The sequence below is a fragment of the Vibrio sp. 2433-A1 genome (assembly GCF_056726085.1).
The window spans coordinates 118,779-144,045 of sequence record NZ_JBRESC010000012.1 but is presented as its reverse complement, the minus strand read 5'-3'; the positions used below and the strand labels follow the sequence as shown (position 1 = coordinate 144,045).

Annotated in this window: 22 protein-coding genes and 1 pseudogene; 10 read left to right on the top strand and 13 right to left on the bottom strand. The window is 43.8% G+C overall.

The features are described 5' to 3' along the window. Positions 1–286: 286 nt before the first annotated feature. Positions 287–811 (top strand): hypothetical protein, encoded by a 525-nt coding sequence (locus ACU01J_RS13795; protein WP_481086220.1) that lies wholly within the window; start codon positions 287–289, stop codon positions 809–811. A gap of 567 nt (positions 812–1,378) precedes the next feature. On the opposite strand, the pseudogene ACU01J_RS13790 reads toward ACU01J_RS13795, so the two are convergent. Beyond that, positions 1,379–1,634: pseudogene (locus ACU01J_RS13790) on the bottom strand (AraC family transcriptional regulator); the annotation flags it as partial. Between the two features lie 50 nt (positions 1,635–1,684). On the opposite strand from ACU01J_RS13790, the gene ACU01J_RS13785 reads away from it, so the two are divergent. Next, the gene (locus ACU01J_RS13785) at positions 1,685–2,377 is read left to right on the top strand and encodes an MOSC domain-containing protein (RefSeq protein ID WP_481086219.1); all 693 of its coding nucleotides are present in this window, start codon (positions 1,685–1,687) and stop codon (positions 2,375–2,377) included. Positions 2,378–2,531: 154 nt separating this feature from the next. Here the strand turns inward: ACU01J_RS13785 and ACU01J_RS13780 are convergent, their stop codons facing one another. Then, positions 2,532–3,755: a DEAD/DEAH box helicase gene (locus ACU01J_RS13780; RefSeq protein ID WP_481086218.1), complete on the bottom strand. Its 1,224-nt coding sequence runs from the start codon at positions 3,753–3,755 to the stop codon at positions 2,532–2,534. Between the two features lie 235 nt (positions 3,756–3,990). Between ACU01J_RS13780 and ACU01J_RS13775 the strand changes: the two genes are divergently transcribed. Continuing rightward, a complete protein-coding gene (locus tag ACU01J_RS13775) occupies positions 3,991–4,707 on the top strand; it encodes a sugar isomerase domain-containing protein (RefSeq protein WP_481086217.1) in 717 nt (238 codons plus the stop codon). Between the two features lie 32 nt (positions 4,708–4,739). On the opposite strand, the gene ACU01J_RS13770 is transcribed toward ACU01J_RS13775, so the two are convergent. Further along, entirely contained in the window at positions 4,740–5,303 is a 564-nt protein-coding gene (locus tag ACU01J_RS13770) for a hypothetical protein (protein ID WP_481086216.1), read from the bottom strand. Positions 5,304–5,419: 116 nt separating this feature from the next. Continuing rightward, on the bottom strand, positions 5,420–6,322 hold the full coding sequence (locus ACU01J_RS13765) for a LysR family transcriptional regulator (RefSeq protein ID WP_481086215.1): 903 nt from the start codon (positions 6,320–6,322) through the stop codon (positions 5,420–5,422). A 115-nt stretch (positions 6,323–6,437) separates the two neighbouring features. On the opposite strand from ACU01J_RS13765, the gene ACU01J_RS13760 reads away from it, so the two are divergent. Further along, positions 6,438–8,459, top strand: a complete 2,022-nt coding sequence (locus ACU01J_RS13760) for an alkyl/aryl-sulfatase (RefSeq protein ID WP_481086214.1) — start codon at positions 6,438–6,440, stop codon at positions 8,457–8,459. A 474-nt stretch (positions 8,460–8,933) separates the two neighbouring features. Here the strand turns inward: ACU01J_RS13760 and tssI are convergent, their stop codons facing one another. The 3 genes from tssI to ACU01J_RS13745 form a co-directional block, all read right to left on the bottom strand. Next, complete coding sequence (gene tssI, locus ACU01J_RS13755; protein WP_481086213.1) at positions 8,934–11,948, bottom strand: type VI secretion system tip protein TssI/VgrG; 3,015 nt, start codon at positions 11,946–11,948, stop codon at positions 8,934–8,936. A gap of 111 nt (positions 11,949–12,059) precedes the next feature. Next, the gene (locus ACU01J_RS13750; RefSeq protein ID WP_134837299.1) at positions 12,060–12,578 is read right to left on the bottom strand and encodes an Hcp family type VI secretion system effector; all 519 of its coding nucleotides are present in this window, start codon (positions 12,576–12,578) and stop codon (positions 12,060–12,062) included. 185 nt (positions 12,579–12,763) lie between these two features. Beyond that, positions 12,764–13,672 carry a DMT family transporter gene (locus ACU01J_RS13745; RefSeq protein WP_481086212.1) on the bottom strand — a complete coding sequence of 303 codons (909 nt, stop codon included), beginning with the start codon at positions 13,670–13,672 and terminating at the stop codon, positions 12,764–12,766. 168 nt (positions 13,673–13,840) lie between these two features. On the opposite strand from ACU01J_RS13745, the gene ACU01J_RS13740 reads away from it, so the two are divergent. From ACU01J_RS13740 to ACU01J_RS13715, 6 genes are all read left to right on the top strand, one after another. After that, the gene (locus tag ACU01J_RS13740; protein ID WP_481086211.1) at positions 13,841–14,920 is read left to right on the top strand and encodes a threonine aldolase family protein; all 1,080 of its coding nucleotides are present in this window, start codon (positions 13,841–13,843) and stop codon (positions 14,918–14,920) included. A gap of 62 nt (positions 14,921–14,982) precedes the next feature. Beyond that, positions 14,983–15,246, top strand: coding sequence for a DUF2999 family protein (locus ACU01J_RS13735; RefSeq protein ID WP_481086210.1), 264 nt, complete (start codon positions 14,983–14,985; stop codon positions 15,244–15,246). Between the two features lie 138 nt (positions 15,247–15,384). Continuing rightward, the gene (locus ACU01J_RS13730) at positions 15,385–15,645 is read left to right on the top strand and encodes a DUF5062 family protein (RefSeq protein ID WP_481086209.1); all 261 of its coding nucleotides are present in this window, start codon (positions 15,385–15,387) and stop codon (positions 15,643–15,645) included. A 351-nt stretch (positions 15,646–15,996) separates the two neighbouring features. Beyond that, positions 15,997–16,491 (top strand): YcxB family protein, encoded by a 495-nt coding sequence (locus ACU01J_RS13725; RefSeq protein ID WP_481086208.1) that lies wholly within the window; start codon positions 15,997–15,999, stop codon positions 16,489–16,491. Between the two features lie 153 nt (positions 16,492–16,644). Next, entirely contained in the window at positions 16,645–16,968 is a 324-nt protein-coding gene (locus tag ACU01J_RS13720) for a Fis family transcriptional regulator (protein WP_481086207.1), read from the top strand. A gap of 347 nt (positions 16,969–17,315) precedes the next feature. Next, on the top strand, positions 17,316–17,939 hold the full coding sequence (locus tag ACU01J_RS13715; protein ID WP_481086206.1) for a sce7726 family protein: 624 nt from the start codon (positions 17,316–17,318) through the stop codon (positions 17,937–17,939). On the opposite strand, the gene ACU01J_RS13710 is transcribed toward ACU01J_RS13715, so the two are convergent. The 6 genes from ACU01J_RS13710 to ACU01J_RS13685 form a co-directional block, all read right to left on the bottom strand. Continuing rightward, entirely contained in the window at positions 17,919–18,992 is a 1,074-nt protein-coding gene (locus ACU01J_RS13710) for a beta family protein (protein WP_481086205.1), read from the bottom strand. The genes ACU01J_RS13715 and ACU01J_RS13710 overlap by 21 nt on opposite strands. Next, positions 18,989–19,531 (bottom strand): ImmA/IrrE family metallo-endopeptidase, encoded by a 543-nt coding sequence (locus tag ACU01J_RS13705; RefSeq protein ID WP_011078487.1) that lies wholly within the window; start codon positions 19,529–19,531, stop codon positions 18,989–18,991. The genes ACU01J_RS13710 and ACU01J_RS13705 overlap by 4 nt, the downstream gene beginning before the upstream one ends. Further along, entirely contained in the window at positions 19,532–20,194 is a 663-nt protein-coding gene (locus tag ACU01J_RS13700; RefSeq protein WP_045625851.1) for a hypothetical protein, read from the bottom strand. Between the two features lie 306 nt (positions 20,195–20,500). Further along, positions 20,501–23,365, bottom strand: a complete 2,865-nt coding sequence (gcvP, locus tag ACU01J_RS13695; protein WP_481086204.1) for an aminomethyl-transferring glycine dehydrogenase — start codon at positions 23,363–23,365, stop codon at positions 20,501–20,503. A 121-nt stretch (positions 23,366–23,486) separates the two neighbouring features. After that, the gene (gene gcvH / locus ACU01J_RS13690) at positions 23,487–23,867 is read right to left on the bottom strand and encodes a glycine cleavage system protein GcvH (protein WP_481086203.1); all 381 of its coding nucleotides are present in this window, start codon (positions 23,865–23,867) and stop codon (positions 23,487–23,489) included. A 36-nt stretch (positions 23,868–23,903) separates the two neighbouring features. Continuing rightward, entirely contained in the window at positions 23,904–25,199 is a 1,296-nt protein-coding gene (locus ACU01J_RS13685; protein ID WP_481086202.1) for a serine hydroxymethyltransferase, read from the bottom strand. Between the last annotated feature and the right edge of the window lie 68 nt (positions 25,200–25,267).

Genomic DNA, 25,267 nt, shown 5'->3' with positions numbered 1-25,267 from the left:
CACGTGTTGCAGTCTGTTTTATACGTGGTGTGTTTTAAGTTGTTTAATTTTTTAACATGTACTGTAATGCGCATTAAATATACGTTATACATTGAGTGTGTTTTGCATTTGTAATAAAATGAGAGTTTGGCATTTGAACAACAGGTAGCAGACAATGGGGCGTTCAAAACGATTTACACCTTTGGAGAAATACTTAATAGGGTTTGATGTAGACAAGCATAAACATCAAGATTGGCTCACTGAGATAGAGAGAGTTTTTACTATATCAGTAGAAGCAAGGTGTCATTTGCGAGATCAAGATTACCGTGCAAGCCTTGAGGTTGCTGAATGGCTTGACAGCCCTGATGGACAGAAGCACCTAAACAGTATTCAACAGCGTTGGGGAAGAGCCTTCCCTCAAAATAAAAAACCTTTCAGTGCATCTATGCCTATAGAGATCCATAGAAAGCTTGAGGGCTTAGCTAAGAAGAGAAAAACAAGCAAAAACTCGGTGGTGTTTAGCCTTATTGCTGAAGCGGCTGCTCAGGAGCACGAGCCTTCGATTGCTGAGCGCTTTGATAAACTTGAGCAGAGCATTTCTGAAGAGCGTAAGAAATTGACTCAAGAGTTTCGAGAATCGGAGTGTCGTAAGATGCGACTTCAAGACGGTGTGTCTTATTTATTATCGGAAATGAGGCAAATAATGAGTGACCAAGCCGAGGTTCCTAAAGGTGTGTATAGTCGTGAATTGCATGAGTTTTCGACGGTTGTTAAAGCGTTTCATGCTTATTGCCAGCAGAATGGAGTCTACGGTGATGATGTTATCGAGTGATGGTTTTAAATAACATAAAATATAGGGCGATGGTATTAGATAAAATAGCCGTTTCGTTATGAATGACTATGTTTTTTGAAAAAGAAACCACTCAGAGTTTTATAGCTTAAGCTAGGTTACGCTGGGGAGACCGTTATGACTACCAACATGTAGGTTACAAGGTTCACAGTATCCAGTTAAGATTGTTTGTGTTAAGTACAGCCATAGCTTTTTGAAGCCAAGTGTCATTGTGCTTCGTTTGTTATCTAGAGGTCATATCTTACTGCCCTTACCTACAAGGGGTCACGAGGTTAGTAAAGTAGTGATGAAGGTAGCGTTTGACTTTTGGTACACGTGTAGGTACATTTACTTGAAAGTGGTTGGAGCGAAACACTCCATAACACTAAGTAAGACAAGGTATTCAAGGTGTCGGTTTAGATGACTATCTCTCCGCCACATTCAGAAAGCCCGCATTTATTGCGGGCTTTCGTCGTTTTAAGCGAATGGAATTGATAGGGGTTTACCAAGTCCCTAGTTGAGCGCAATGGTCGTATTCTCTTAAACTCCTAATCGCGATCGCGCGTAACGTCAACACCTGCCATTAACGCGGAATTGCGGCGGAGTGATATCAGACTTTAAACGCCTTGACGTAAGAAGAGTTGTTCAGCCTAATTTGCTGCCGCCACAGCTGAAACGATGTATTGAACTCTTTGGAGAACAAGCGTGATAATGTTCGTTTTGATGCGCCGACCTTCTCTCCCGACTCTTTGAGTGCCCTCTCTAATGCTGGCGTTTCAGTTAGTGCTTCGAATATCAGCTTTAAGCGTCTATCATGTTCAACAACGTGAATGAAGTCAGCATGCGCTATCAGGTTGCTGGCAATAGGGAAGGGATATGAAGAAGTTAGGCGTAGTTAACAGCGTATTAGCAGGTAAAACCGTTGCTTTCGCACATGGCGCGAACAGTGCGATTAACAAGCAGGTTTTATCGCACCGTCAGCTCGCGACAGAACTTGGTTTCACTAATGACGAGCAAGGTGATCCTCGCTTTCATGGCGGCATTCAAAAAGCCCTTCATATCTACCCGAGTGAACACTACTCTGTCTGGCAGCAAGATATTGGCGACAAAGCCATTTTTAAATCTGCTGGTGCATTTGGTGAGAACCTAAGTTCAAGTGGTGTGACAGAAGAGTCCATATGCTTGAAAGATAAGGTACACATTGGCTCGGCGCTATTGGAAGTCTCTCAGGGACGTATGCCTTGTTGGAAACTCAATGTGCGATTTGATCAAAACGATATGGCAAAAAGAGTGCAAGACACACTTCGAACAGGTTGGTATTTTCGAGTATTAGAAGAGGGTGATATCGGTTCAGGTGATGAGATTATTCTGGTTGAAAGGCCATACCCTGACTGGCCGTTATCTCGAATTATGAGTGCCGTATTTACTGGTAACCTAGACACTCAGGAGCTGAATCAATTGGCTAAACTTCCACTGGTCGAATCTTGGGGAGCATTGATCGAACGTCGCCTAGAAACAGGGGAAGTTGAAGAATGGCAGCGACGCTTGGTTGGTCCAACTGCTGGATAATATCGACTCTCTTCAAATGTTCAATTTTTAGGTCACGCATCTGATGTTGTTAGGGCGTGACTTTCTGACTTTCCTCCCATATGTAATTCCTGAAATAAGCAGGCCGTCAACTTATCCAGTCGTGTCCAGGCGTCATGATGTGATGGCAGCAGGCTTAATGGCGTTTAGGTTTACCTTGGAACTGCTTAATGCTCTTTTTAGCATTGGTTCGGCGGTTGGCTTTTTTATCACGTGGAGCGCGTTTGCTTTCACCTGTCGAAGGTTTGTCTGTGACCGGGAAGCCTTCAAGGTCTTGTGTTGGTAGTTCACGCTGAGTCAGTTGGCGAATGGCATTTAACGCTTCAGTCTCGCCATGGCAAACTAGAGACATCGCGATGCCTTGTTTACCTGCACGGGCAGTTCGTCCGACACGATGAACGTAAGTCTCGGCATGCGTTGGCAGTTCAAAGTTAATCACGACAGGGAGCAGTTCGATGTGGATACCGCGCGCGAGCAAATCAGTCGCAATCAATACGTTTGTTTGCCCAGATTTAAACTGAGTCAGAGCTTCTTCACGTTCTTCTTGGCTCTTATTGCCGTGCAAAGCGCTGGTTGAAACACCGGCTTTGTTGAGCTTTTTCGCTAAGCCATCGGCATTTTCTTTTGCTCCAATAAACACCAACACCTGCGTCCACGCATTCTGCTTAACTAGCTCAGTCAAAGCCTTGGTTTTGCTGCCTTTGTTGACTAGATACAGCGTTTCAACAATATCTTGGTTGGTACTGTTTTCTTGGTGCGCCGCCACCTGTTTCGCAGCGTGCATAAGTAGCTTGGTCTTTTGCTTCAGTTCATCAGAAAACGTTGCCGAGAACATCGCAGTCTGGCGTTTAGTTGATGTTTTCGATGCAATCGTTTGTACATCTGGCCAAAAGCCCATGTCGAGTAGACGGTCAGCTTCATCCAACACCAGGTAATGGATATTGCTTAAGTCCAAACCACTATTGGCAAGATCAATTAAGCGACCCGTTGTTGCAACGAGTATGTTGGGATTGTTCGCAAGTGCCTGCTGCTGTAACTCTTTATCGGTGCCACCACATAAACAAATCGCATTTAAGTCGATCGCTTTGCCGACTTGGTTGATTGCTTCGCTAACCTGAGTCGCCAATTCACGTGTTGGCACTAAAATCAGCGCTTGCTGTTGAGGGTTTGCGCTTAATTTTTCCAGCAATGGCAGTCCATAAGCCAGTGTTTTGCCGCTGCCAGTATTTGCCAATGCCAATACGTCTTTACCCGCCATCAGTTCAGGGATCGCCAATGTTTGAATATCCGTTGGCTTTTTGAAGTCTTGTGGCAGTGCGTGGGTAAGCTCAGGGCTAAATGAAAATATAGAAAATGGCATTTGCGAGGCCTTTTTATTAGCAGCGTTGGAAACAATTACGGTGTGGTAAAACGCAGGCGCGGACTTTACCACAATCGAGATGATTAAGTGTAATGCTTTTAAGGCTCAGTGTTGGTCATTAGCGCGGTGAATTGTGACAGTTTCGCTGGTGGCATTTTCTTAATGTGATGTGTTTATTGGACTGATAGAACTATCTTTTTTATGGTGTTTTTTTCACTCTTATAAGGTAGCCACGATGTTTGAATACAGCAGTAAACTCATCCAAGCGCTAGAGCAACTTTTTGTCGATAACCAACAGGCAATCCAGCAAGCCTCTCAACTGTTTGCCGAGGCGATCATTCATGACAATATGATTCAAGTGCTTGGGACTGGGCATTCGCATATGGTTGGTTTAGAAGGTTTCATTCGTGCTGGTGGCTTAGGCAATATTAATGCGATATTAGACTCGACAGTTCTCACTTCTGATGGAGCATTGCGTGGCTCAAAGCTTGAAAAGCTGAACGGACTCGCTGAAATTTTATGGCAAGAGCAGTCTATTGGTGCTGATGATGTGATTGTGGTGGTCTCTAACTCAGGGAGAAACGCACTGCCCGTCGAATTTGCTCAACTTGCCAAACAGCAGGGGCATAAGGTGATTGCAATCACCTCTGTTGAGCAATCTAGCCAGTACCCGAGTCGTCACGTTAGTGGCAAGAAACTGATGGATATCGCCGATATCGTATTGGATAACAAGGTTCCGAGCGGGGATGGCTTGTGTGAAATAAATAAACGCACAACGGGAGCGTTTTCGAGCATTTCTGGCATGGCTCTCATCAATACAATTTGTACAGAGGCGCAAAAAATAGCGTTAGAGCAGGGCGTAGAACCACTGATTTTTTCCAGCCAAAACGTGGATGGTTTTAATAATGATGATGTTTACGCCCACTTTAAAGGACGCTTGAAGTCAATGTAGGCCCTCTTATTAAACTGAATCCCCTAGTACTGTTACTGCTTGTCTTCCACTTGCTGCCAAAAGCTATTGATTTTAGTGTATACCTCGGCCTGTCGGAGAATATCGCTATGACTATAGTTAAACCCATAAATGACTTGTGCTTGCTGCTGTGCTTCTTGCCTCAATTGACTGCTCAATAAGATGGTTCCATCGCTGCTCGCCCCAATATCGCCTGTGCCTTTGTTATATCCAAAAATTAATAAGTGTGGTGGGCGTAGGCTGTTTTTGTCTGGGTTGTACTCTTCCAAGAAGAAAATGCCAGCATAGTCTTGCTCGATAAAATTCATCGGCTGCCACATTCCCATTTCTTTGGCGTTATTGGAAAGTGCAGGGTTGTTTAAGGTTATTACGCGGCCAATGCGCTCTTGTTTATCAAGCGAGCTAAGTTGGACGATGATATGGCGTTGGTCCTTATCTGCCTCTGGAACACTAATACCAAACTCTTCGTAGATATTATCAACCGTCTTCAGATCAGAACGCAGTGACATGAGTTGACCACAGCCAATAAGTAACAAACTTAGTGCGGTAATAAGAGGGAGTTTGAACATCATTTCCATATGTGCTCTGTGTGTGATGTTCTTATCATAGCGGTCTAACACAGCAAAATCACACTTGGGTTAGCTTAATTAAGAAATATAGTTAGGTACTTAATCACAATGATTGATTATAAGCCTTAGTTAACGTCCTCGAAATACGATTTCAATTTGTCTCTTAACCAGATATTGGATGGGCTTTTACGTACTCGGTTATGGGCCATTAAACGATATTTAATTGGGATGTCAGTAAACGGTAGTTTGAGTACTTGGATATCTAACTTATCGGCGAACAGCTTGGCAATGCTGGCTGTCATAGTGGCAATACAATCACTGGTCGAGACCATCGACATCTGCGACACCAACGATGTGCATTCTGCCGCTACAATGCGTTCATGGAGGCTTTCTTCAGTAAAATAATCCGCCAGATAGGCATCTTCACGGCGCAGTTTCAACGTAATGTGTTTCTCTTTATAGAACTGCTCACGAGTGATGCTTTGCGACACTCTAGGGTGGCCTTTGCGGGCGATGACACAAATTTGGTCTTCAAACAAAGCTTCAGTGAAAAAAGCATTGGTCGCGTGCTCAGTGAACTCGATGGCTAAATCTGCCTGATGCTGATTTAAGCCATGCAGAAGCCTTTCTTCGTTTGAGTGGGTGGGGTGGAGCTCAATCGTGACATGGCCGAGCGTTTTGTCAGCTTCAATTTTAGGCAGCAACATTAACATCACGGGCTCTGAGGTATAAATCACGAACTTATGCGGCCGGTCGGCGCTGAATCCATTGAGGCTTTCTAGTGCATTGCTGATTTGAATCAGCGCGGGTTCTACATGACGAATCAGTTCTTGGGCGTGATGTGTGGGGGCGATACCTCTGCCAGAACGAACAAACAATTGGCTACCGACTTGCTGTTGTAACCTTTTGAGTAAACCGCTGACCCCAGGTTGAGTCATCCCCATCTCTTCGGCTGCAAGCGTAATAGATTGATGTCTATAAACGGCGATAAAGACTTTAAGTAAATTCAGATCTAAGTCATTGAGCATAACGGCCTAAACATAATGATTTGTGATGTCTTAAATACATTTTTATGCATGTATTGCTATGTGTCAACGGAGTAAATTAGCTTCATACCCGATATCAAACCCCAAGAGGTTCATCATGAAAACTCGATTTGCTCCTTCAATTCTTTCTCTCGCAGTTGTTATGTCATTTGGCGCTTCAGCCAATGACTATGCATCCATTGATACCTATGAAGGTAAGCCTGCAACCGAGCATACAGTGAACGCGAATGCAGCGATGACTAAAATCCTACCATGGGAAGATACGTCGGCATTTGAGCGTACAACTCGTGGTCTGATTGCTGAGTTCGGCACGCATGAAGCTGGCGAACTTAAGAATCGCTTCGAATATATGACGGATATGTCAGTTGAAGATCTACCACCAACGGTGAATCCCTCAATTTGGCGTCAAGGAATGCTCAACTATGCCGCTGGTGGCCTGTATGAAGTGACCGATGGCGTATATCAAATTCGCGGAGCAGATCTTTCAAACATGACCATATACCGCACTGATAACGGCTATGTGGTTCATGATCCTCTGTTATCAAAACAAGCGGCAGCGGCATCTTGGGAATTTGCCAAGCAGCACCTTCCTGCAATTAATGGTGAGCACAAAATCACAGGTCTTATCTACTCACACATGCATGCTGATCACTTTGGTGGCTCTCGCGGCATTGTTGAGTCAGGTGACTTCGCAGAAGATGCAAAAATCTATGCGCCAAAAGACTTTATTAAAGAGTTAGCAGATGAAAACGTGATCGCAGGTACTGCGATGGGTCGACGCGCAAACTACCAATACGGCACAACCCTAGATAACAACACTAAAGGTATTGTTGATAATGCACTAGGCTTGGGTACCTCGCGTGGTGAAGTGACCTTAGTTGCGCCAACAGATGAAATTCAAGAGCGTGAAAAAGTGATTACCATTGATGGTTTGGAGTTCCACGCGATCAATATGCCTGGTGCAGAAGCACCAGCAGAGATTGTACTTTACGTTCCTGAGTATCGCTCACTCAATACGGCTGAACTTACCTACGATGGCATGCACAACATCTATACATTCCGCGGTGCAAAAGTTCGTGATTCTTTAATTTGGACTAAGTACTTAACTGAGCTAAAAATGCGCTATGTTGACAGCGGTTTAGTCGACAATATTCATGCAGCTCACTCGGCGCCAGTTTGGAACAACGCCAATACTGACGTTAATGAAATCTCTGAATACATGACGCTGCAGCGCGATAACTATGGTTTTATTCATAACCAAGCGATGCGTTTAGCGAATCACGGTGTAACGATTAATGATGTTGGCCGTGAGATTGAGAAGATTGTTCCTCAATCACAAATCGATACTTGGCACACCAATGGTTACCACGGTTCATACAGTCACAATGCTCGCGCAGTCGTAAACTTATACTTGGGCTACCACGATATGAACCCAGTGAACACTAACCCGTTACAAACGACTGAAAAGTCATGTGTTTATGTTAATGCAGCAGGTGCGGACACCTTGTATAAAGCAGGTATGAATCACTTTAACCAAGGTGAATACCAAGAAGCGTCTCAGCTATTTAATGACTTAGTGCAGTGTGACCCGAATAACATCGACTACCGTTTCGCATTAGCGGACAGCTTTGAGCAGCAAGGCTATCAGTCAGAAACCATGGCATGGCGTAACAGCTACCTACAAGGCGCAGTAGAGCTACGTACTGGTGATATTCAACCGTCAATTAAACTGGCTTCAGCAGACGTGATTGCCAATACGCCAACAGGTATGTTCTTAGACTTTATCGCGGTAAGCTTAAATGCGCCTAAAGCCGAAGCAGCAGAGCTAAACTTTAACTTTGGTGTTTACCACCCAGACATTGAAGAGCGCTACTACGGCGAAGTATCAAACGCGAATATGTCTAACATTGAGGTAGAGAAAATCCCAGCGGTTGATGTTGAGCTAATCATCCACAAGTCAGACTTTACGCGAGTCGTTCTAGGTGAAACAACACTAGATGAGCTAGTAAAGTCAGGCCAAGCAGGTATTAAAGGCGATGCGTCTCTTATCAAGCAGCTAGGTGGTTCACTCGATAAGTTTGATGGTCTGTTTGAAATCTTACCAATGCCGACTAAATAGTTGAGTTAGGAGTAAAACGAAGCCCCGCAGTTTGAGGGGCTTTTTATCTTGTTTGGGATTACTCATAGTTTGGTGGTGTTCGGGATACCGATTACTTCACATATGATTCGCATACGTCTGATTTGAGAGCTATGGCAACCAGCTTTTCCCCATATGGTCTCAAGACTAGCGGTGTTTGCGAATGGTAGTTACCTTGCTTTGCCTTATCTAGAAAACAAATGTACAAGCTATCTCCCTGTGTCTTGAGCAACTTGATGGAATATAACCAGTATTCATCTTCCAATCGGATTTCACGTTCTGTGTATACTGGAGCAGGCAGTTGTTCGAACTCGGGAAAAAACGTCTCATTGTCAGACCGCATAGGCATTAGAGAGCTATTGAAAGTAGTAATATCCAACTTGTTATAGATATTCTGCAGATCCGAAGACCAAGATAAACTCGCAAAAAAGATTCCGATTATAAAAATAAATGATCTCATATTAATTCCTTAATTAAAGCAGCTTCTCTCTTTCTTCTAGTAGGATAGCCATCCTTAAAATCCATCAAGTTGTTATACATTGATAGCCAATCTTGGGTTATTGATTGTTTCCAAAAGGCGGTCGTTCTTCGTGGCAAATAACCATATTGATAAGCTACAGAAGCAATCACAGTTTGCGCTTCTTTGGGTAAGCACTCAAACTTAATTGTGCTTGTAGAAGAATTGTACATTTTCACTAATTTGTCTGTTTCTGACTTTTTAACTAGTTCGTTGACCACTTCTAACTCTTCAGTCGTAATGGACAATGGTAGAGTATTTAGTTTTTCTACAGCAACCGACTTCTTTAATCCTAAATAAGGCGAGAACTTGTTAATTAAATCTTCAGGTAGACCCAATGTCTTAAGGTCCGTCGCCGAGCGAGCCCCTAAGTCAAAGCCTGTAGCGATAGTTACGCCACTTTGACTGGTCTCTGGGTCTGGTACATATCCGATGGTTTTACTACCCTCCAGTTTTTGAATAAACTGGTGGTCAATCATCAACTCACAAGTAGTCTCATACTCCCAACCCTCAACCAGCGCCTCATCTAGTCCAAGAATTGTCCCTTGCCCAGTGATGCCATCAACGGCACCAACGTCATAAGCAAGATGAGTTTGATTGGTCGGTGTATAGTGCTCTTGGAACAGCTTAATTTGATGCTCAGTCGTAGAGCCATAGTCGCCGTCTGCGCCAAACTTACCCAGATCAAAACCTAGTTTTATCAGAGCTTGTTGAATGTATGCTACTTCTTGCCCATTTGCGCCTTTTTTATATGGAGGGGCATCACGATTCGCGAGCTTATCTAACGTTAAAGATTGTTTTAGTAGTGGGGACTTAAGCCGCAGAGCTTGCTCGTCTTCATTAGCAGCTTCAGCAGGTGATGGAGTTGTTTCGTTAGTGCTTGAATTGCTCAACTGCGCACTTGTCGTTGCTGCCTGCGCTGTTTGCCCCAACTCAGTCACAACGTTCGCATCGGCAGCTTGTTTGGTCGCGGTGACTGCATTTTTTTCAAGTTCGTTGACGACGGTATTATTGGTATGCGTTTTCGGTAGTTCTGCTAGCTTTCCTGAGTACCCACTACCTGAGCCTGCACTGCCGCCTGAGTTTAGATTCACACCAGCACCAACTAAATGCACGCCAGCGGGATCGACTTTAACAAAGCTTCCTGCCGCTTTTAGGGTGATTTCGCTACCTGCTTCAATGACGACTTTGTTGCCTGCTTTTACATGAATTTCAGAACCTGAATCGTTGACCCATACACTGCCTGTTTTTAGATGCAGACTGCCTTCAACAATGAGTGTTTGATCTTCTGTAACTTTGCTTCTTTCATCCCCTTCGACAGTTTGGTGCTGATTGCCTAGAACCTGAGTTCTTTGGGTGCCTTGAATGGTAAGATGCTTATCGTGCTTAATGTGCAAGGTACTGTCATTGTTCACTTCACTGTCCCAGTCTTTTTGGGCGTGAAGATAAATTTGCTCTTGTCCTGATTGATCTTCAAAACTCAGCTCATTGAACCCTTCACCTTGATGGGTTTCAGTGCGGATTACTGTTTTGCTTTTATGCTCGGGAAGCGGGTAAGGCAGCGTATTGGTGAAGTGATAAGTTCGACCGGTAATAATAGGTTGGTCAGGGTCACCGTTAAGAAACTCAACAATCACTTCATGACCGATACGTGGGATGGCGATTGAGCCATATTGACTGCCTGCCCAAGATTGTGAAACACGCACCCAGCAAGAGCTGTGTTCATCTCCGTTTGAGTAGCGATCCCAAGGGAATTGAACTTTTACTCGCCCGTACTTATCACAATAAATTTCTTCATTCTCTGGGCCAACAACAGTGGCCATCATCGGTCCGTGGATTAGTGGTTTTAGCTCTGGTTCAGGCTGCCAGTTATATTGGCTTGGTATAACAGAAAATGTATTTGAGTAGGTGGTTGCGCCCGAGCCAGCCTCTTCTTCGAGTGCTTGTGGTTGTGAGCCTACGTGGTGGACTGAAACAATGACCCAAGTTTGATTTACAGCGTCGTCAAAGTGGTCTTGTAGCTCAAACTGAAAACCTGCTTGAAGCATTGGCACATTACTCGCGCCTTTAGCTAAATGAGCATCTCGGCGCAGGTATTCTAGCCGTGTTTGAGTAAATTTCTGCCCAGACTGATCGTCTTTAAATCGCCCAGGAGCATCAAAATGTTCATAGATTGAGTCTTGCTGATGAGGATCAGAGGTGCTTGCATGTTGTTGGAAAGAGTAGCGAGGCTTTATAAAGCTTCGATCTTGTGTTTCGACATGACTGGATTGGACAGATGCTGATACTTCAAAGTTAGAGACATAAGGGGTATCGCTTGTACCGCCACCAAGAGAGTTGAAAGATACAGGTACTGTTAGGTTCGGCAGAGTGGAACTGTCATCGCTAAATAGTAGAGTGTGCTGACCATTTTTAAATGCAAAACTGTAGTTCAGTCCTTCTTCAGCTGCTAAGCGTTGCAAAAATGCAAGGTCGGTTTCTCTGTATTGGACACAGAATTCTCGTTGGCTGTAGTCCTTTTTAAGCGAGAAAGCGAAGTCTTCGATTTTCATCTCTTGAAGCAGGATAGAGATAATTTCGGGAACCGTTTTTAACTGAAAGATGCGGCAGTTATGTCTAAGTGATAGTCGTTCTAATGCAGGAACTAAGGTCAGGCGATAAAAAGTGTGGTGATGACCGGTGTTGCCTTTACTAAAGCTTCTTGCGATGCCATGAACTCGGCGAGAAACTTCGCCGTTACGATACAAGGTTAACTGGACAGGTTTATCGACAACGTCCGGTGCCCACAAGTCAGGTCGACGACTCGCTAACTCAATATCGTAATGGTATCCGTTGCAGATATCGCCACTTTCTAACTGGAGGTGAGAGAGTGTTTCTCTGCCTTGAAACTCTCTGACCACGAAGGTATCAGAATTCAGTCCATCTACGGAGATTGTAAAGTTCAAAGTGGTCATTGGCACGGTCCTACAAAATGACTAAAACCCTAATCAAGAGACAATGCGGATCACCTCTTGATTAGAGCAATAAATGGCCCACCATAGGGTAGGCCATTGATCTCGTAGCGATTAAGCTTCGACAGGTTTACGCCAGTCGTCAGAACCAGACGTACCCGCGTTAACGTGATCCCAAGTAATCTTACGGTAAGACATTGAAACAGTAAGGTTTTGAGTGAAATCAGACATTGATGGATCTTGACAGTGAGGCATCTCACAGTTGATATCAACAATCGAAGCGTTTTCTAGTTTTGTCGTAAAGAAGTTTTCTTGCTTACCTTCGATAGACGTACGGTACCATTTGAGCTCAACAGTCTTCATCTTCTCACCAGATGAAAGTGCGTTGTAAAGTAGAGGTACTGCTTTGTTTAGTGAAACAGTGAATTGGAACGGCTTATGAACGCGTTGACCTGAAGGCTGACCAGATTGTGGGTCAGTTGGAACTGTCACAGTGTGGTCAAACTTTTGTACTAGCATTTCATCTTCATGGCCTTCAACAAATGAATCACCGATAGAATCAGCAGTACAAGCACCTGCAGTGATTAGGCCCTGAGTTTCACCATCAATAGAGATATAACATGGAGTTGGCATAGCATTCCTTCCTTCTTTAGTAAGTTCAAATAACAATTAAATGCGTTTACTAAAGAGCAACTGCTATGCCTAATTTAAATTTCTTTAATAATCAGTCATTTATATTTTTACTGCTTAACGAGCGAGCAACTCTTTACCTAAGCTAAGCAACATTGTGAGGAGCAGGGAGCAAGTATGTGGCGAAATTACGCTGCTCGTTTAAATGGTTTGAGCATTTTGTTTCCGAACACGTTGATGAGAGCACCGGTGACAATCAAACTTCCGCCTAGATAAGTCCAAAAGGAAGGAATTTCATTGAATAGCCAGACGCCAAGTAGCGCTGAAAACACGATTTGAATATAGGAATAGGCTGATGCTTTCCCAGCCGCTTGCGTTTGCATAGCTTTAGTCAAACCATATTGTCCCATTTGAGTAAATACGCCCACCAGAACAAGTATCAGCGTTAGGTATAGGCTTGGCCATACAAACTCATCCCACATTAAAAACACCGATGTCGGTAGAGCGACTAAAGGAAAATAGAAGATGATCACTGAGCTGTCTTCAGTTTGGCTCAGCTTGCGCACAATGACGTAAGCAATCGAGCTTCCCATCGCACCAATCAGTGCCGTCATCACACTAAATAACGGTAGTTCATAGGCGACACTGCTGCTCATGCTCGGTTGTACCATGACCATTAATCCCGCCAAACAAAATGCGATACAAACCATGGTGGATGACTGAACGCGCTCTTTTAACAACAGCACACCCAATAGTGCGGTAAAGACAGGATGTACGTATTGCAAAATAGTGGCTTCAGCTAGGGGAAGCGTCGTCACCGAATAATAGACGCACATCAGAGCCAGTGTACCTACAGTCCCGCGAACCATGAGTAATGGCTTATTGTTACCCCAAACGGAAATGCGTTTACGTTTTACATCTAAGTAGCTAATGATCAGAGAAACAAGCGCACGAGCGGCGACAATCTCAAACACAGGAATGCCGTAAGTGCTGACATATTTAACGCATGCAGACATCAAGGCGAAACCAAGCGCTGAGAGGATCATGTAGCGTATGCCAACAGGCACTTGGTCGAAAGAAAAGCGAGATAACGGCATGAGTGGACTTATTTAAACGAACGTAACGACAATCATGTCATTTGCGCTACTAAGGTTCAATGGCTCTTCTGCAACAGGTACCAGTCTATCGCTACTTAAATGGGGTTATTTACTCCAACGGATTAAGCAGATAAATTGAAATCAAAACCTCTATCTAAGGAGCGAATAATGAGCGTCGAGCTTAAGCAGCAATGCCATATTCATCTACCAGGAAACCGTGATTACTCTCCTGCCGAACATTTTACTCAAATGGCAGCTTGGTGCGCCGAGCACAATGTCAGCCATGATGTTTATGGTGATGGCGAAACGATTCAAGCGTTTGAGAAAAAAGTCGCAGATTTGTTGGGCTATGAGGCTGGGTTGTTCGTTGTAACGGGCACAATGACTCAACCAACGGTGCTTGATATGGTTGCGCGTAAGAAAAGAAACCCGATAGTGGCGATGCATTCCTCTAGCCATATTTGTTTGCATGAAAAGCAAAACTATCAGCTGCAAGATCGATTTAAAATATTGCCGATTGGAAACTCATTTCAGCCATGGACGCTGAAAGATCTGCAAGCATGGCATGATGAAATTGCCGCGGTTTTGTATGAGTTACCGATGCGCGAGATCGGTGGTCAGCTGCCTAAGTGGGAAGAGCTTGAAGAGATAAAGTCTTACTGCGGTAGCAAGGGGATTCACCTTCATATGGATGGTGCTCGTTTATGGGAATGTGCGGCTTACTATCAAAAGACATATCAGCAAATTGCCCACGGGTTCGATACTGCTTACGTCTCTTTATATAAAGGTGTCGGCGGGTTGGGTGGCTCGATGTTGTTGGGGTCAAAAGCATTCATTGAAGAAGCTTCAATTTGGATGAAGCGACAAGGTGGCAATCTTTATCACCGCACGCCTTATATTGTCTCCGCAGCGATGCAATTTGATGACAGGTTGGCAAATCTATCAAGTTTGTTTGAGCGAACTCAGCAAATCTATCGACTGCTTGAGGCATTTCCGTCATTGGCGGTGAATCCAGCGCAGCCTCAAGCCAATATGTTTCATCTGATTTTGCCTTGCAGTTATGACAAAGCGTTAGAAGTGCAAAAACGGATGGCGATGGAAAAGGGAATCTGGTTTGGTAATCCTCAAAGAATGGATCACCCGAATCACTGCAAAGTGGAATGGTATGTAGGCGATAACTTACAAGCGATCAGTGACGATGTGCTATGTGATTTCTTTGCCGAACTACTTGAAATGACGGCGTCTTAACACCACATCAATAGTAACCGCTTGCTCTATAATGAGCCCATTAATTTAAATTAGGTATTGTGATGAACCCAATTCTTGCGCTTTTGAAAGAGAACAACATCAGTGATGAGCAAATCAACGAGCTTTTTCAAACGTTAACTCAAAACCCATTAGCGGCGATGGCAACGATCGGCCAGCTTGGTTTACCTCAAGATAAACTGCAACTACTTATGGGCCAGGTGATGCAAAACCCAGCACTGATCAAAGATGCCGTTGAAGAGCTTGGGCTAGATTTTTCTAAAGTAGAAGAAGCCAAGCAGAAGCTGCAAAGCCAACAGCAGCAATAACTTAGAACAGTGAAAGCCAGTCAACCCCATTGACTGGCTTTTTTCTTTATACCGTTTCTCAATTTGAGAGCCTAGTGACTAAGATAATTGTTCAGCTTGGTATACTCACCAAGAGGATCGACAAGAGAGTGTGATGATATGTCAAAAACAGCAAAGCTCCATAACGAAGATAAGTTAGCCAAAAAAGCGTTAGAAATTGGCGGTAAGATGGCCAAAATGCAAGGGTTTGATTTGCCGGATTCTCCCCAGCCAGTCAGAGTGAAAGCCATCTATCTATTTTTGGTCGATGCTAAGCAAATTGCTCCACTCCCAGAGAGTAAACTTGATGGAGCTAATATTAAACACCGATTGGCACTATGGATTCATAAAGCGTTACCTGATAACGATCCACTGAAATAGAACTTCATTTTTACTTCTTATTTGGGTGTTCGCTGCCACAATTTGAGCAGCGGCACACCACATCGTTTTCGTCTCACTTTGCAGCCCCGTTGATATAAAAGCCGTTTAGCCATTCGTACTTACAGCATGCATTTTTGCGCTTATGTCCATGATAGCTACCAATAATTGGTGTTGCGCACGCCTTCCTCTAGGAGAGATGGTGATAGGAGTAGGGGCTTCTTTCTTCAGTAGTATTGATTTACAAAACAGAATCAAAACTGCTAAAGATAACTCCCGAGAAGCGATACAATGCTCGCGTTGCAAGATCGCTACATGAACTTCTCATTCACAGAAACCTCAAAGTAATCATACATGTCTAAAGATTTCGATTTCACCACAGAATACACACTCGACAAGCCTTTCTTTGCTGAGTGCTATGATCAAACTAGCCAGCCTGCTAAGTTTCCTCAAGCTTATTGGAAGGGGATACTCTTTCTCACTTTTGGTGTGGTTTTATTGGAATTTGAGCTGCTACCTAATGGTTACGTCGGTTGGTTCTTTATTGTATTGAGTGTTATTGAAGCGTTCAGTGTCTATTGCAAGCGAACCTGGTGGCTATGGCGACAAACGATCAGCTCCAGCCGTGGCAGCAAAGTGGTGTTTCAAATCAATGCCGACGGCGTGAGCTATAAAAACGGCAAAATCGACCGCAAAATCGCTTGGAGTGAAATAGACCAACTGGAGCAAACCGATTTAGGCTTCATCCTTCATTTGGGTAAACAGCGTCAATACGTCAGCAAATCTTGCTTAAATGAAGAAGTCATTGAGTTCATGGTAAAGCAGCACGCAGAATCAAAAGCGAATTAATGTTGTTGCTTGCTGCAAGGCTTTGCTGCTAGGCGAGTCGTTAAGCTTTCATTAAACAAAGTGATCAAATTGAGTAATACCACTCGTTCTTTAGTGAGTTGCATTAGGGCTATACAGTGGGCATTTTAAAAGTGTTAATAGGAAGTTAGCCCTATGCGTAAAACAGACAAGAAGATTGAAAATCAAATTCGAGACGTTTTAACCGAAGTTTGTGAAGATACGTTAAAAGGCTACGATGGTTTTCTTTGGGTGACTCATACGGTAAAATACTCCTCTTTTTCACAAAGCTTAGAAATAGTCTGTGTATTCGAAACGAACCAAGATAGAGCAAGTTTTTTGGAGGGAGAAGGCCAACAGCATGTCTCAACAACTATCCAAAAAGCGTTTAATAAAGTTGGGGTCCAACTAAAGAACGTAGGTAAGCAAATCAGTTACGATACTCAGCAAAATCACGAGCGCGGTCATCAAAGAAGGTGATTTGAGTTTGTGGTGGAAACCTGAGACTTTGTTTTACTTGTTTTGATATAAAGCCTGAAGGCTAATGTCTACCCCAAAAACAGGACGATTAACACTTGCCTATTTAAGGCTAGGGTACACCTGAGCTGTTTTGGTAAATCGCCTTTGCCCCAAAGTAAGTTACGCCTTCGAATCACACAATGATACTCAGTCAAACTTTGATATACAAAAAGTAATAAGAGTCAAAAGACAAGGCCTGCCCCTGAAACTCGGGAGAAATAACAATAAAAAGGGTGTCAACAATATGCTTGCTGATAGTCTAGTGATATACGATAATGCTGTTTGTATATACAGTTCAAGTGGCATAGATGACAGAGCTAGAAATTAAAAAACTAATAGTAAGGTACTTTCTAGAAAAGTATGAAAATTTTGTTGTTGGTTCTGAATTTTCATTTCAATTTGGTGAAAGACGAGCGGATCTAGTATTGCTGGATGATGGCTACTTAACTGCCTTTGAAATAAAAGGTGCTCGTGACACTGTATCTAGGTTGAATTATCAAATTGAAAGTTATAAAAAGTTTTTTGATTTTTGCTTTGTTGTGTGTGAACCAAGCAATCTGGCTGAAGTACGAGCAACGATTTCAAGAGATGTTGGCATCTTTCTGGTCGAAAATGGCAAAATTACTCATGTTCGCCAATCAAAACAGTTCAAACGACACGATAAAAGAGTGTTAGCCAGTGCGTTAAGTGTGCAAAAGTTGAGTGCTATATCGAAAGGAAGCAATTTAAGGTCGAAGCACGAATTATGCGACTACGTATCAAAAAACAATACGTTAGAGTCATTAAGACAGTTATCAAGAAACGATTTTAATGAAAGATATGAGGTGGCTTCAAAACTGTTGAAACAAGAAACCACCCTTCATCTGACGTCGGATGACATTTACACAATTACAAAGAAAGCTCCGTCATTACTAAAACGAAGAATCGTCTGATTCTCTGAGTAAAATTCGACTTTTAATGTAGTAGTTCAAGCGAACTGATATCCAAAATGCAGGGCTAATACCTGATGGATTATCATTTGCTGCTGCTTGGATCTCTTCATCAGCCCACACTCCAAGCGGCTTATATGATGTTGTATCTCTGACGGTGTGCTCTGCGGCTCTAACATACCCACCATTGTTTCGACGGTATCTTTTATAGGTGAATGATTTTCCGTCTAAAGATGCAATATCAATCCTAGGTACAAAAGTACCGCCTTTCATTTCAATTTGTTCGGTGTTAATTGAAACGTAGTCGCCATATTTGATTGGGAACTCTTCACTAATACCCTGATAGATATCTTCTTCACAGATTCTAAACTCACCTGCAATATCTTCGCCACCAGTTTGAGCAACATTCGATGGGAAACTAGAGCAGAGCATTACAACGTCTTCTATTTTATCAGCGAAAGACTCCGTACCCGAGCAAGCCTCAAGGAAAGTATCAACTACATCATTAATGGCTTTCTTTCTTACGAATTCAGCATCTAGAATTACGTAGAGTTTACAATTTTCGTTCAGGTTACTTGTTATAGGAGTTAGATAATATTCAATTTCTTCGTCACTTAAGTCATATGGCAATCTAACCGCAAGACAATTAGTTCTTGCAGAAGCACTTCTTACGAATTCTTCAACGTCTTCGAACTTACCGTCATCATCTTCATACAAGTGAACCATCGGGATGATGTTTAAGTCGCAATGTAGATCAAACAGAAAATACTGCCACTCTTTAAAGCCGTTGTGTTCTGATAACAATTGCTCAATCTGAGGGTTGATATATTTTTCGTTTGTACTCAAATCAAGTATAAATGGTCGCTTCTTCTGAATTTCAGCAATTTGCTTCATACGGCGATATATATCACCATCAGGTGCTTTTTTTGTTTTTCTCGATTTGGTTAGTTCGTAAATTGGCAAAATCTTTGAAAAATCATCATCATTGATGTGTTCAAAACAGCGGAGTTCGCCATCTCTAGTTTTTATGATCGGGAAATAGACAAATTCACTCATAGATTATGTCCGTCATAACCAAGAACTTTGGCTCTAATTCGAACTGCATGAGAAGATACTTGGAAGTGCATAGCAACATCTTCAACCTTTGATGATACGTTGGCTATAAAATTATCGAAAGCATCTTTAGGCATCAATAGTGAGGCTGCAAAATCATTGGCCTCAGCTTCCATCCAGTTTGTTTCCCCATTTCTAAAGAAAGTTGTATCTTCAAAGCAATCATTGTTAGCAGCATGGCGAATGCGATGTGCAATTTCGTGGGCTATTGTAAACCTTTGCCTATGCGGATGGTGTAATGAATTAACGGTCATTACCCAACTACCTGACTTTTTCTCTTTTTTAAGCGAGCCTGATTCTTCATCTTGCATCGGCTCGTATCTAACGGTAATCCCTAGATGTTTGGCTAATTCAGATACATTGACAGGGTCAGTTTCTAAGCCCTTGTCTTCAGCAAGTGCTATTAGATGTTCAGGTGTAGACAAATCTTCAAATTCTGTAGTTGTTTGAGTTTTTCTACCAGATTTTCTAACGAATGCCATCTATTGTTCCTTTTTGACAAGTAGGGATTCTTTGCCTTCAGATTCGGATATATCTAACTGAGCTACACGTTCCGAAATGACCTTTATTTGTTGGCGTAGGCTTTGGTTTTCTGTTTCTAAAAGTTGCAATCGTTCTAGAGCTTCATCGACAGTTCCTAATGACCTTTCAAAATCACCAGCAGTAGCATTTAGATCGCTTTGTACAACTCGAAGCCGTGATTCTGCTTCATTCTCGACTTTTGCATTGAGTACGTGATTGAACGTATCACTATGCATATATTTTTTTGTGATTTCTTCAGCTTTTTCTTCTGATGTGCTTTTGATGTAAATCACGGATATTGCAGCGATCAAACCGTTAATAGCTATAAGGACGGTGATTATTGTTTGATAAAAGCCAGTTTGAAATGACCAGACATCTTTAAGACTAATTAATGTCCCACTCTTGACTAATTCACCAATAATGTGAGATGTGAATGGATCGTTGATATTATCAGCATTAGCAAGTGCAACTGAGTCGGCATAGCCAAGGTAAGAGAGCAGTGATGGGGAAGGTAAACATACGAGTAACGCCAGTAGCACAATGCAAAAAAGTGAGCATGTGATTAAGCTTACAAAAAAGATTGTCTTGTAGATGCTAGGACTAGCGGGGGTATTCTCTGACATGCTTCCGTTTTATCTGTTGTAATTTTTTGTAGCTTACTATACATCTGATTCATATAAAATAATTTAAGTCAATGTGGTTGCATATTCCAGAGTAAAAACCAATAAGGTCAGGTCTTGTCTTTTGCTTTTTGGTGGCGGTTTTTCTATCGGGTTTAGCTACTTGTCATACCTGAAGTTATTAGTCATTTGCTAATGTTTGATTTTCCAAAACTCATTTCTGTCCAATAACTAGTTAAGTCTAACTAACCCCAAAAACAAAAAGGCGAACCAACTGGTTCGCCTTTTTCTATTTAGAGCCTACAAAAATTAATCTTCGTAGTTGTCGATGCTTGGGCATGAACAGATTAGGTTACGGTCACCGTATACGTTGTCTACGCGGTTTACTGTTGGCCAGTATTTCCAAGACTTAGTTGCTGGTGATGGGAAGCAACCTAGCTCACGTGAGTATGGACGATCCCACTCTGCCGCAGAAAGATCCACTTGAGTGTGAGGTGCGTTGACTAGAGGGTTGTTCTCTAGTGGCCATTCACCGTTCTTCACTTTAGCCATCTCTTCACGGATTGCGATCATCGCATCACAGAAGCGGTCTAGCTCTTCTAAATCTTCAGATTCTGTTGGTTCAACCATTAGCGTACCCGCAACAGGGAACGACATGGTTGGTGCGTGGAAACCGTAGTCCATTAGACGCTTCGCGATATCTTCTTCGCTGATGCCTGTCTCTTCTTTCAGTGGACGAATATCGATAATACATTCGTGAGCTACACGGCCGTTCGTACCACGGTAAAGAACAGGGTAGTGCGGGCGTAGACGCTCCATCACGTAGTTCGCGTTTAGGATTGCGACTTTTGTTGCGTCTGTTAGGCCAGCTTCGCCCATCATCGCGATGTAAGCCCACGAGATTGGCAGGATAGAAGCACTACCTAGGTCTGCTGCTGAGATAGCGTAATCGTCGCCTTCTACACCGTTTTCAATGTGACCTGGTAGGAAAGGTGCTAGGTGCGATTTAACACCGATAGGACCCATACCCGGACCGCCGCCACCGTGTGGGATGCAGAACGTTTTGTGTAGATTTAGGTGAGAAACGTCAGAGCCAATAAAGCCTGGAGACGTTAGACCAACCTGTGCGTTCATGTTCGCGCCGTCTAGGTAAACCTGACCGCCTGCTGCGTGTACCATCTCACACACTTCTTTTACTTGCTCTTCATATACGCCGTGCGTAGAAGGGTAAGTGATCATGATGCTTGATAGGTTTTCAGCGTGCTTTTCAATTTTCGCTGCTAGGTCAGCCATGTCGATGTTGCCATCGTCATCACACTTCACCACAACCACTTTCATTGAAACCATTGACGCTGTTGCAGGGTTAGTACCGTGCGCTGAGCTTGGGATCAAACATACGTTACGGTGACCTTCACCACGGCTATCGTGGTAGCGTTGAATTGCGATTAGACCTGCGTACTCACCCGATGCGCCAGAGTTTGGCTGTAGTGAGAATGCGTCGTAGCCTGTGATTTCACATAGCTTCTCTTTTAAGTCTTTCGCTAGTGCTGCGTAACCCGCTGCTTGCTCTACTGGAGCAAATGGGTGGATAGAACCAAACTCTGGCCATGTCACAGGGATCATTTCAGCGGCTGCGTTTAGCTTCATCGTACAGCTGCCTAATGGGATCATACCGTGAGTCAGTGAGAAGTCTTTGTTCTCCAGCTGCTTTAGGTAACGCATCATCTGCGTTTCACTGTGGTGCGTGTTGAATACTGGGTGAGTCAGATACTCAGAAGTACGACGCAGTGCTTCTGGAATTGCCGCAAATTCGTTATCCGCGATTTCAGATGATAGTGCGTTCACTTCATCTTTTACGCCAAATACTGCGAATAGTGCTTCGATATCAGCAGTTGTTGTTGTTTCGTCACAGCTGATACCTAGTTTGCCATCTAGCTTACGTAGGTTGAGGTCAGCAGCTTGTGCTTTTGCGTATAGCTCTTCAGTGTTACCAGCAGTGTTGATTGTGATGGTATCGAAGAAGCTATTGTGAGCCAGTTCGAAGCCAGATTTAGTTAGACCAGCAGCAAGGATCGCTGTCATGTGGTGAGTACGACGAGCAATCGTGCGTAGACCTTCAGCACCGTGGTAAACAGCGTAGAAAGAGGCCATGTTTGCTAGTAGAGCCTGAGCCGTACAGATGTTTGACGTCGCTTTCTCACGGCGGATGTGCTGCTCACGAGTTTGCATTGCCATGCGAAGCGCTTGGTTACCGTTGGTATCGATAGATACCCCGATCACACGGCCTGGCATAGTACGCTTGTGTTTGTCACGCGTCGCCATAAATGCTGCGTGTGGGCCACCGTAACCCATAGGAACGCCGAAACGTTGAGCAGAGCCAATAACAACGTCTGCGCCCATTTCGCCTGCTGGCTTAAGTAGAGTCGACGCAAGTAAGTCTGTAGCAACCGTTACTAGTGTCTTGTTTGCTTGCGCTTTAGCGATGATATCAGTTAGATCACGTACTTCACCGGTTGTACCAGGGTACTGTACTAGTGCACCAAATGCGTCTTGTTCAGGTAGAGACTCTAAAGAACCAACTTGTACATCAAAGCCGATGTATTTTGCACGAGTCTTAACCACTTCTAGTGTTTGTGGATGAACATCGTCAGCAACAAAGAAGACCTTGCTCTTGCTCTTACCCGCACGCTTACACAGTGTCATTGCTTCGCCGGCAGCGGTTGCTTCATCCAGTAGTGACGCGTTAGCAATATCCATTGCTGTCAGGTCCATCACCATCTGTTGATAGTTAAGCAGCGCTTCTAGGCGGCCTTGAGAGATTTCTGGTTGGTAAGGTGTGTACGCTGTGTACCAACCTGGATTTTCAAGCACGTTACGTAGGATGACGTTTGGCGTGAAGGTGTTGTAGTAACCTTGGCCGATGAACGTGCGTTTTACTTGGTTTTGGTTGGCGAACTCGCGCATTGCAGCCAACATATCTGCTTCGCTTTTCGCTTCCGCAAGTGTCATTGGCTGTTCTAGGCGAATTTGCGCAGGAACGGTTTCGTCGATCAATGCGTCAAGGTTTGCAACATTGATTGCGCCCAACATTTTTTGTTGGTCAGATTTGTTTGGGCCGTTGTGGCGTGCAACGAACTCATTTTGTGTGCTGAGGCTTTGAAGTAATTCAGTCATTGTCCTTTACCTACTCCGGAGTTCGGGTAATGGGTACCATTACTGATACATTTAATTATATGCCCGAACTTAGAAAAAAAGCTGCCATCCGAGGCGGAGGCAGCTTCTTAATGTGTCCTAATTACTCGTCTTCGACTGAGTTTTCGTACTCTTCTGCATCTTTCAGATTTTCTAGCTCTGACGCGTCAGACATTTTCACTTTCACGATCCAACCGCCTTCGTACGGTTCTTCGTTGATAAGCTCAGGGCTGTCTTCTAGCTCTTCGTTGATTTCAACGATTTCACCAGTGATAGGCGCGTAGATATCAGACGCTGCTTTTACAGACTCAACAAGAGAGAAAGATTCACCTGCTTCGATTTCAGCTTCTACTTCTGGTAGGTCTACGAATACTACGTCACCTAGCAAACCTTGTGCGTGGTCAGAAATACCGATAGTTACTGTACCGTCACCGTTGTCACGTACCCACTCGTGGCTTTCTGCAAACTTCAGTGTCTTATCCATTGCTTAATCTCCAAATATGAATTTGATAAAAATTGTTTATTGGTAAAGAGGGAAACGGCCACAAAGTGCTTTCACTTCTTTGCGTACACGTTGTTCCACTTCAGCGTTACCTTCTGGGTTTTCAACCAACCCGTCGAGTACATCGCCGATCCAATTACCGATGAGTTTGAATTCTTCTGCGCCAAAGCCGCGGCTTGTCCCCGCAGGGGTTCCCAAACGGATGCCCGATGTAATCATAGGCTTCTCTGAATCGAATGGGATGCCGTTTTTGTTACATGTGATGCCGGCACGTTCTAGAGCTTCTTCTGCTTTGTTACCTTTCAAGCCCTTAGGGCGAAGGTCAACCAGCATTAAGTGCGTATCAGTACCGCCAGTCACAATGTCACAACCGCGAGTTTGCAATACTTCTGCTAGAACTTTTGCGTTATCGATCACTGAATCGATATAAGTTGAAAATTCTGGGCCTAAAGCTTCGCCAAATGCTACCGCTTTCGCTGCGATTACGTGCATCAGCGGGCCACCTTGTAGGCCAGGGAATACTGCTGAATTAATTTTCTTGATGATCTCTTCGTGGTTGGTCAGGATCATACCGCCACGTGGGCCACGTAGTGTTTTGTGCGTTGTCGTTGTCACGACATGTGCGTGTGGTAGTGGGCTAGGGTGTGCACCTGTTGCGATAAGGCCAGCAATGTGCGCCATATCAACCATTAGGATAGCGTCGACTTCATCCGCAATTTCACGGAATTTAGCAAAATCGATAGTACGTGGAATCGCGCTACCGCCTGCAATGATCATTTTAGGCTTATGTTCTAGTGCTAGTTCGCGAACGTCGTCGTAGTTGATTTCGAGTGTTTCGCGATCAACGCCGTATTGAACTGCGTTGAACCATTTACCAGAAAGCGCTGGGCGAGCACCGTGAGTAAGGTGGCCACCTGCATCAAGAGACATACCAAGAATGGTATCGCCAGGTTGAAGTAGAGCCAGCTTAACCGCGCCGTTAGCCTGAGCGCCAGAATGGGGTTGAACGTTTGCGTATTCGCACTTAAACAATTGTTTCGCACGCTCGATAGCAATCGCCTCTACTGTATCAACATGTTCACAACCACCGTAGTAACGGCGACCTGGATAGCCTTCTGCATACTTGTTGGTTAGGCAAGTGCCTTGTGCCTGCATTACCGCTTTAGAAACGATGTTCTCAGAAGCGATAAGCTCAATTTGTTCGTTTTGACGTGTGTTTTCTGCTTGGATTCCAGCAAATACGGCATCGTCTGTAGCAGCAAGGTTAGTAGAGAAAAAGTTCTCTAGGCTGTGGTTTTGAAACGGTTTGTTCATGGTAGATGACCTTCCATTCGTGCCGACGAGACTTTTAGTAGGGTAATTGTTCTCATCAGTTCTAATTT

Coding starts and splice junctions, on each gene's coding strand:
- ACU01J_RS13785 (WP_481086219.1), top strand. CDS start 1,685: ATGAAGAAGTTAGGCGTAGTTAACAGCGTATTAGCAGGTAAAACCGTT.
- ACU01J_RS13780 (WP_481086218.1), bottom strand. CDS start 3,755: ATGCCATTTTCTATATTTTCATTTAGCCCTGAGCTTACCCACGCACTG.
- ACU01J_RS13775 (WP_481086217.1), top strand. CDS start 3,991: ATGTTTGAATACAGCAGTAAACTCATCCAAGCGCTAGAGCAACTTTTT.
- ACU01J_RS13770 (WP_481086216.1), bottom strand. CDS start 5,303: ATGGAAATGATGTTCAAACTCCCTCTTATTACCGCACTAAGTTTGTTA.
- ACU01J_RS13765 (WP_481086215.1), bottom strand. CDS start 6,322: ATGCTCAATGACTTAGATCTGAATTTACTTAAAGTCTTTATCGCCGTT.
- ACU01J_RS13760 (WP_481086214.1), top strand. CDS start 6,438: ATGAAAACTCGATTTGCTCCTTCAATTCTTTCTCTCGCAGTTGTTATG.
- tssI (WP_481086213.1), bottom strand. CDS start 11,948: ATGACCACTTTGAACTTTACAATCTCCGTAGATGGACTGAATTCTGAT.
- ACU01J_RS13750 (WP_134837299.1), bottom strand. CDS start 12,578: ATGCCAACTCCATGTTATATCTCTATTGATGGTGAAACTCAGGGCCTA.
- ACU01J_RS13745 (WP_481086212.1), bottom strand. CDS start 13,672: ATGCCGTTATCTCGCTTTTCTTTCGACCAAGTGCCTGTTGGCATACGC.
- ACU01J_RS13740 (WP_481086211.1), top strand. CDS start 13,841: ATGAGCGTCGAGCTTAAGCAGCAATGCCATATTCATCTACCAGGAAAC.
- ACU01J_RS13735 (WP_481086210.1), top strand. CDS start 14,983: ATGAACCCAATTCTTGCGCTTTTGAAAGAGAACAACATCAGTGATGAG.
- ACU01J_RS13730 (WP_481086209.1), top strand. CDS start 15,385: ATGTCAAAAACAGCAAAGCTCCATAACGAAGATAAGTTAGCCAAAAAA.
- ACU01J_RS13725 (WP_481086208.1), top strand. CDS start 15,997: ATGTCTAAAGATTTCGATTTCACCACAGAATACACACTCGACAAGCCT.
- ACU01J_RS13720 (WP_481086207.1), top strand. CDS start 16,645: ATGCGTAAAACAGACAAGAAGATTGAAAATCAAATTCGAGACGTTTTA.
- ACU01J_RS13715 (WP_481086206.1), top strand. CDS start 17,316: ATGACAGAGCTAGAAATTAAAAAACTAATAGTAAGGTACTTTCTAGAA.
- ACU01J_RS13710 (WP_481086205.1), bottom strand. CDS start 18,992: ATGAGTGAATTTGTCTATTTCCCGATCATAAAAACTAGAGATGGCGAA.
- ACU01J_RS13705 (WP_011078487.1), bottom strand. CDS start 19,531: ATGGCATTCGTTAGAAAATCTGGTAGAAAAACTCAAACAACTACAGAA.
- ACU01J_RS13700 (WP_045625851.1), bottom strand. CDS start 20,194: ATGTCAGAGAATACCCCCGCTAGTCCTAGCATCTACAAGACAATCTTT.
- gcvP (WP_481086204.1), bottom strand. CDS start 23,365: ATGACTGAATTACTTCAAAGCCTCAGCACACAAAATGAGTTCGTTGCA.
- gcvH (WP_481086203.1), bottom strand. CDS start 23,867: ATGGATAAGACACTGAAGTTTGCAGAAAGCCACGAGTGGGTACGTGAC.
- ACU01J_RS13685 (WP_481086202.1), bottom strand. CDS start 25,199: ATGAACAAACCGTTTCAAAACCACAGCCTAGAGAACTTTTTCTCTACT.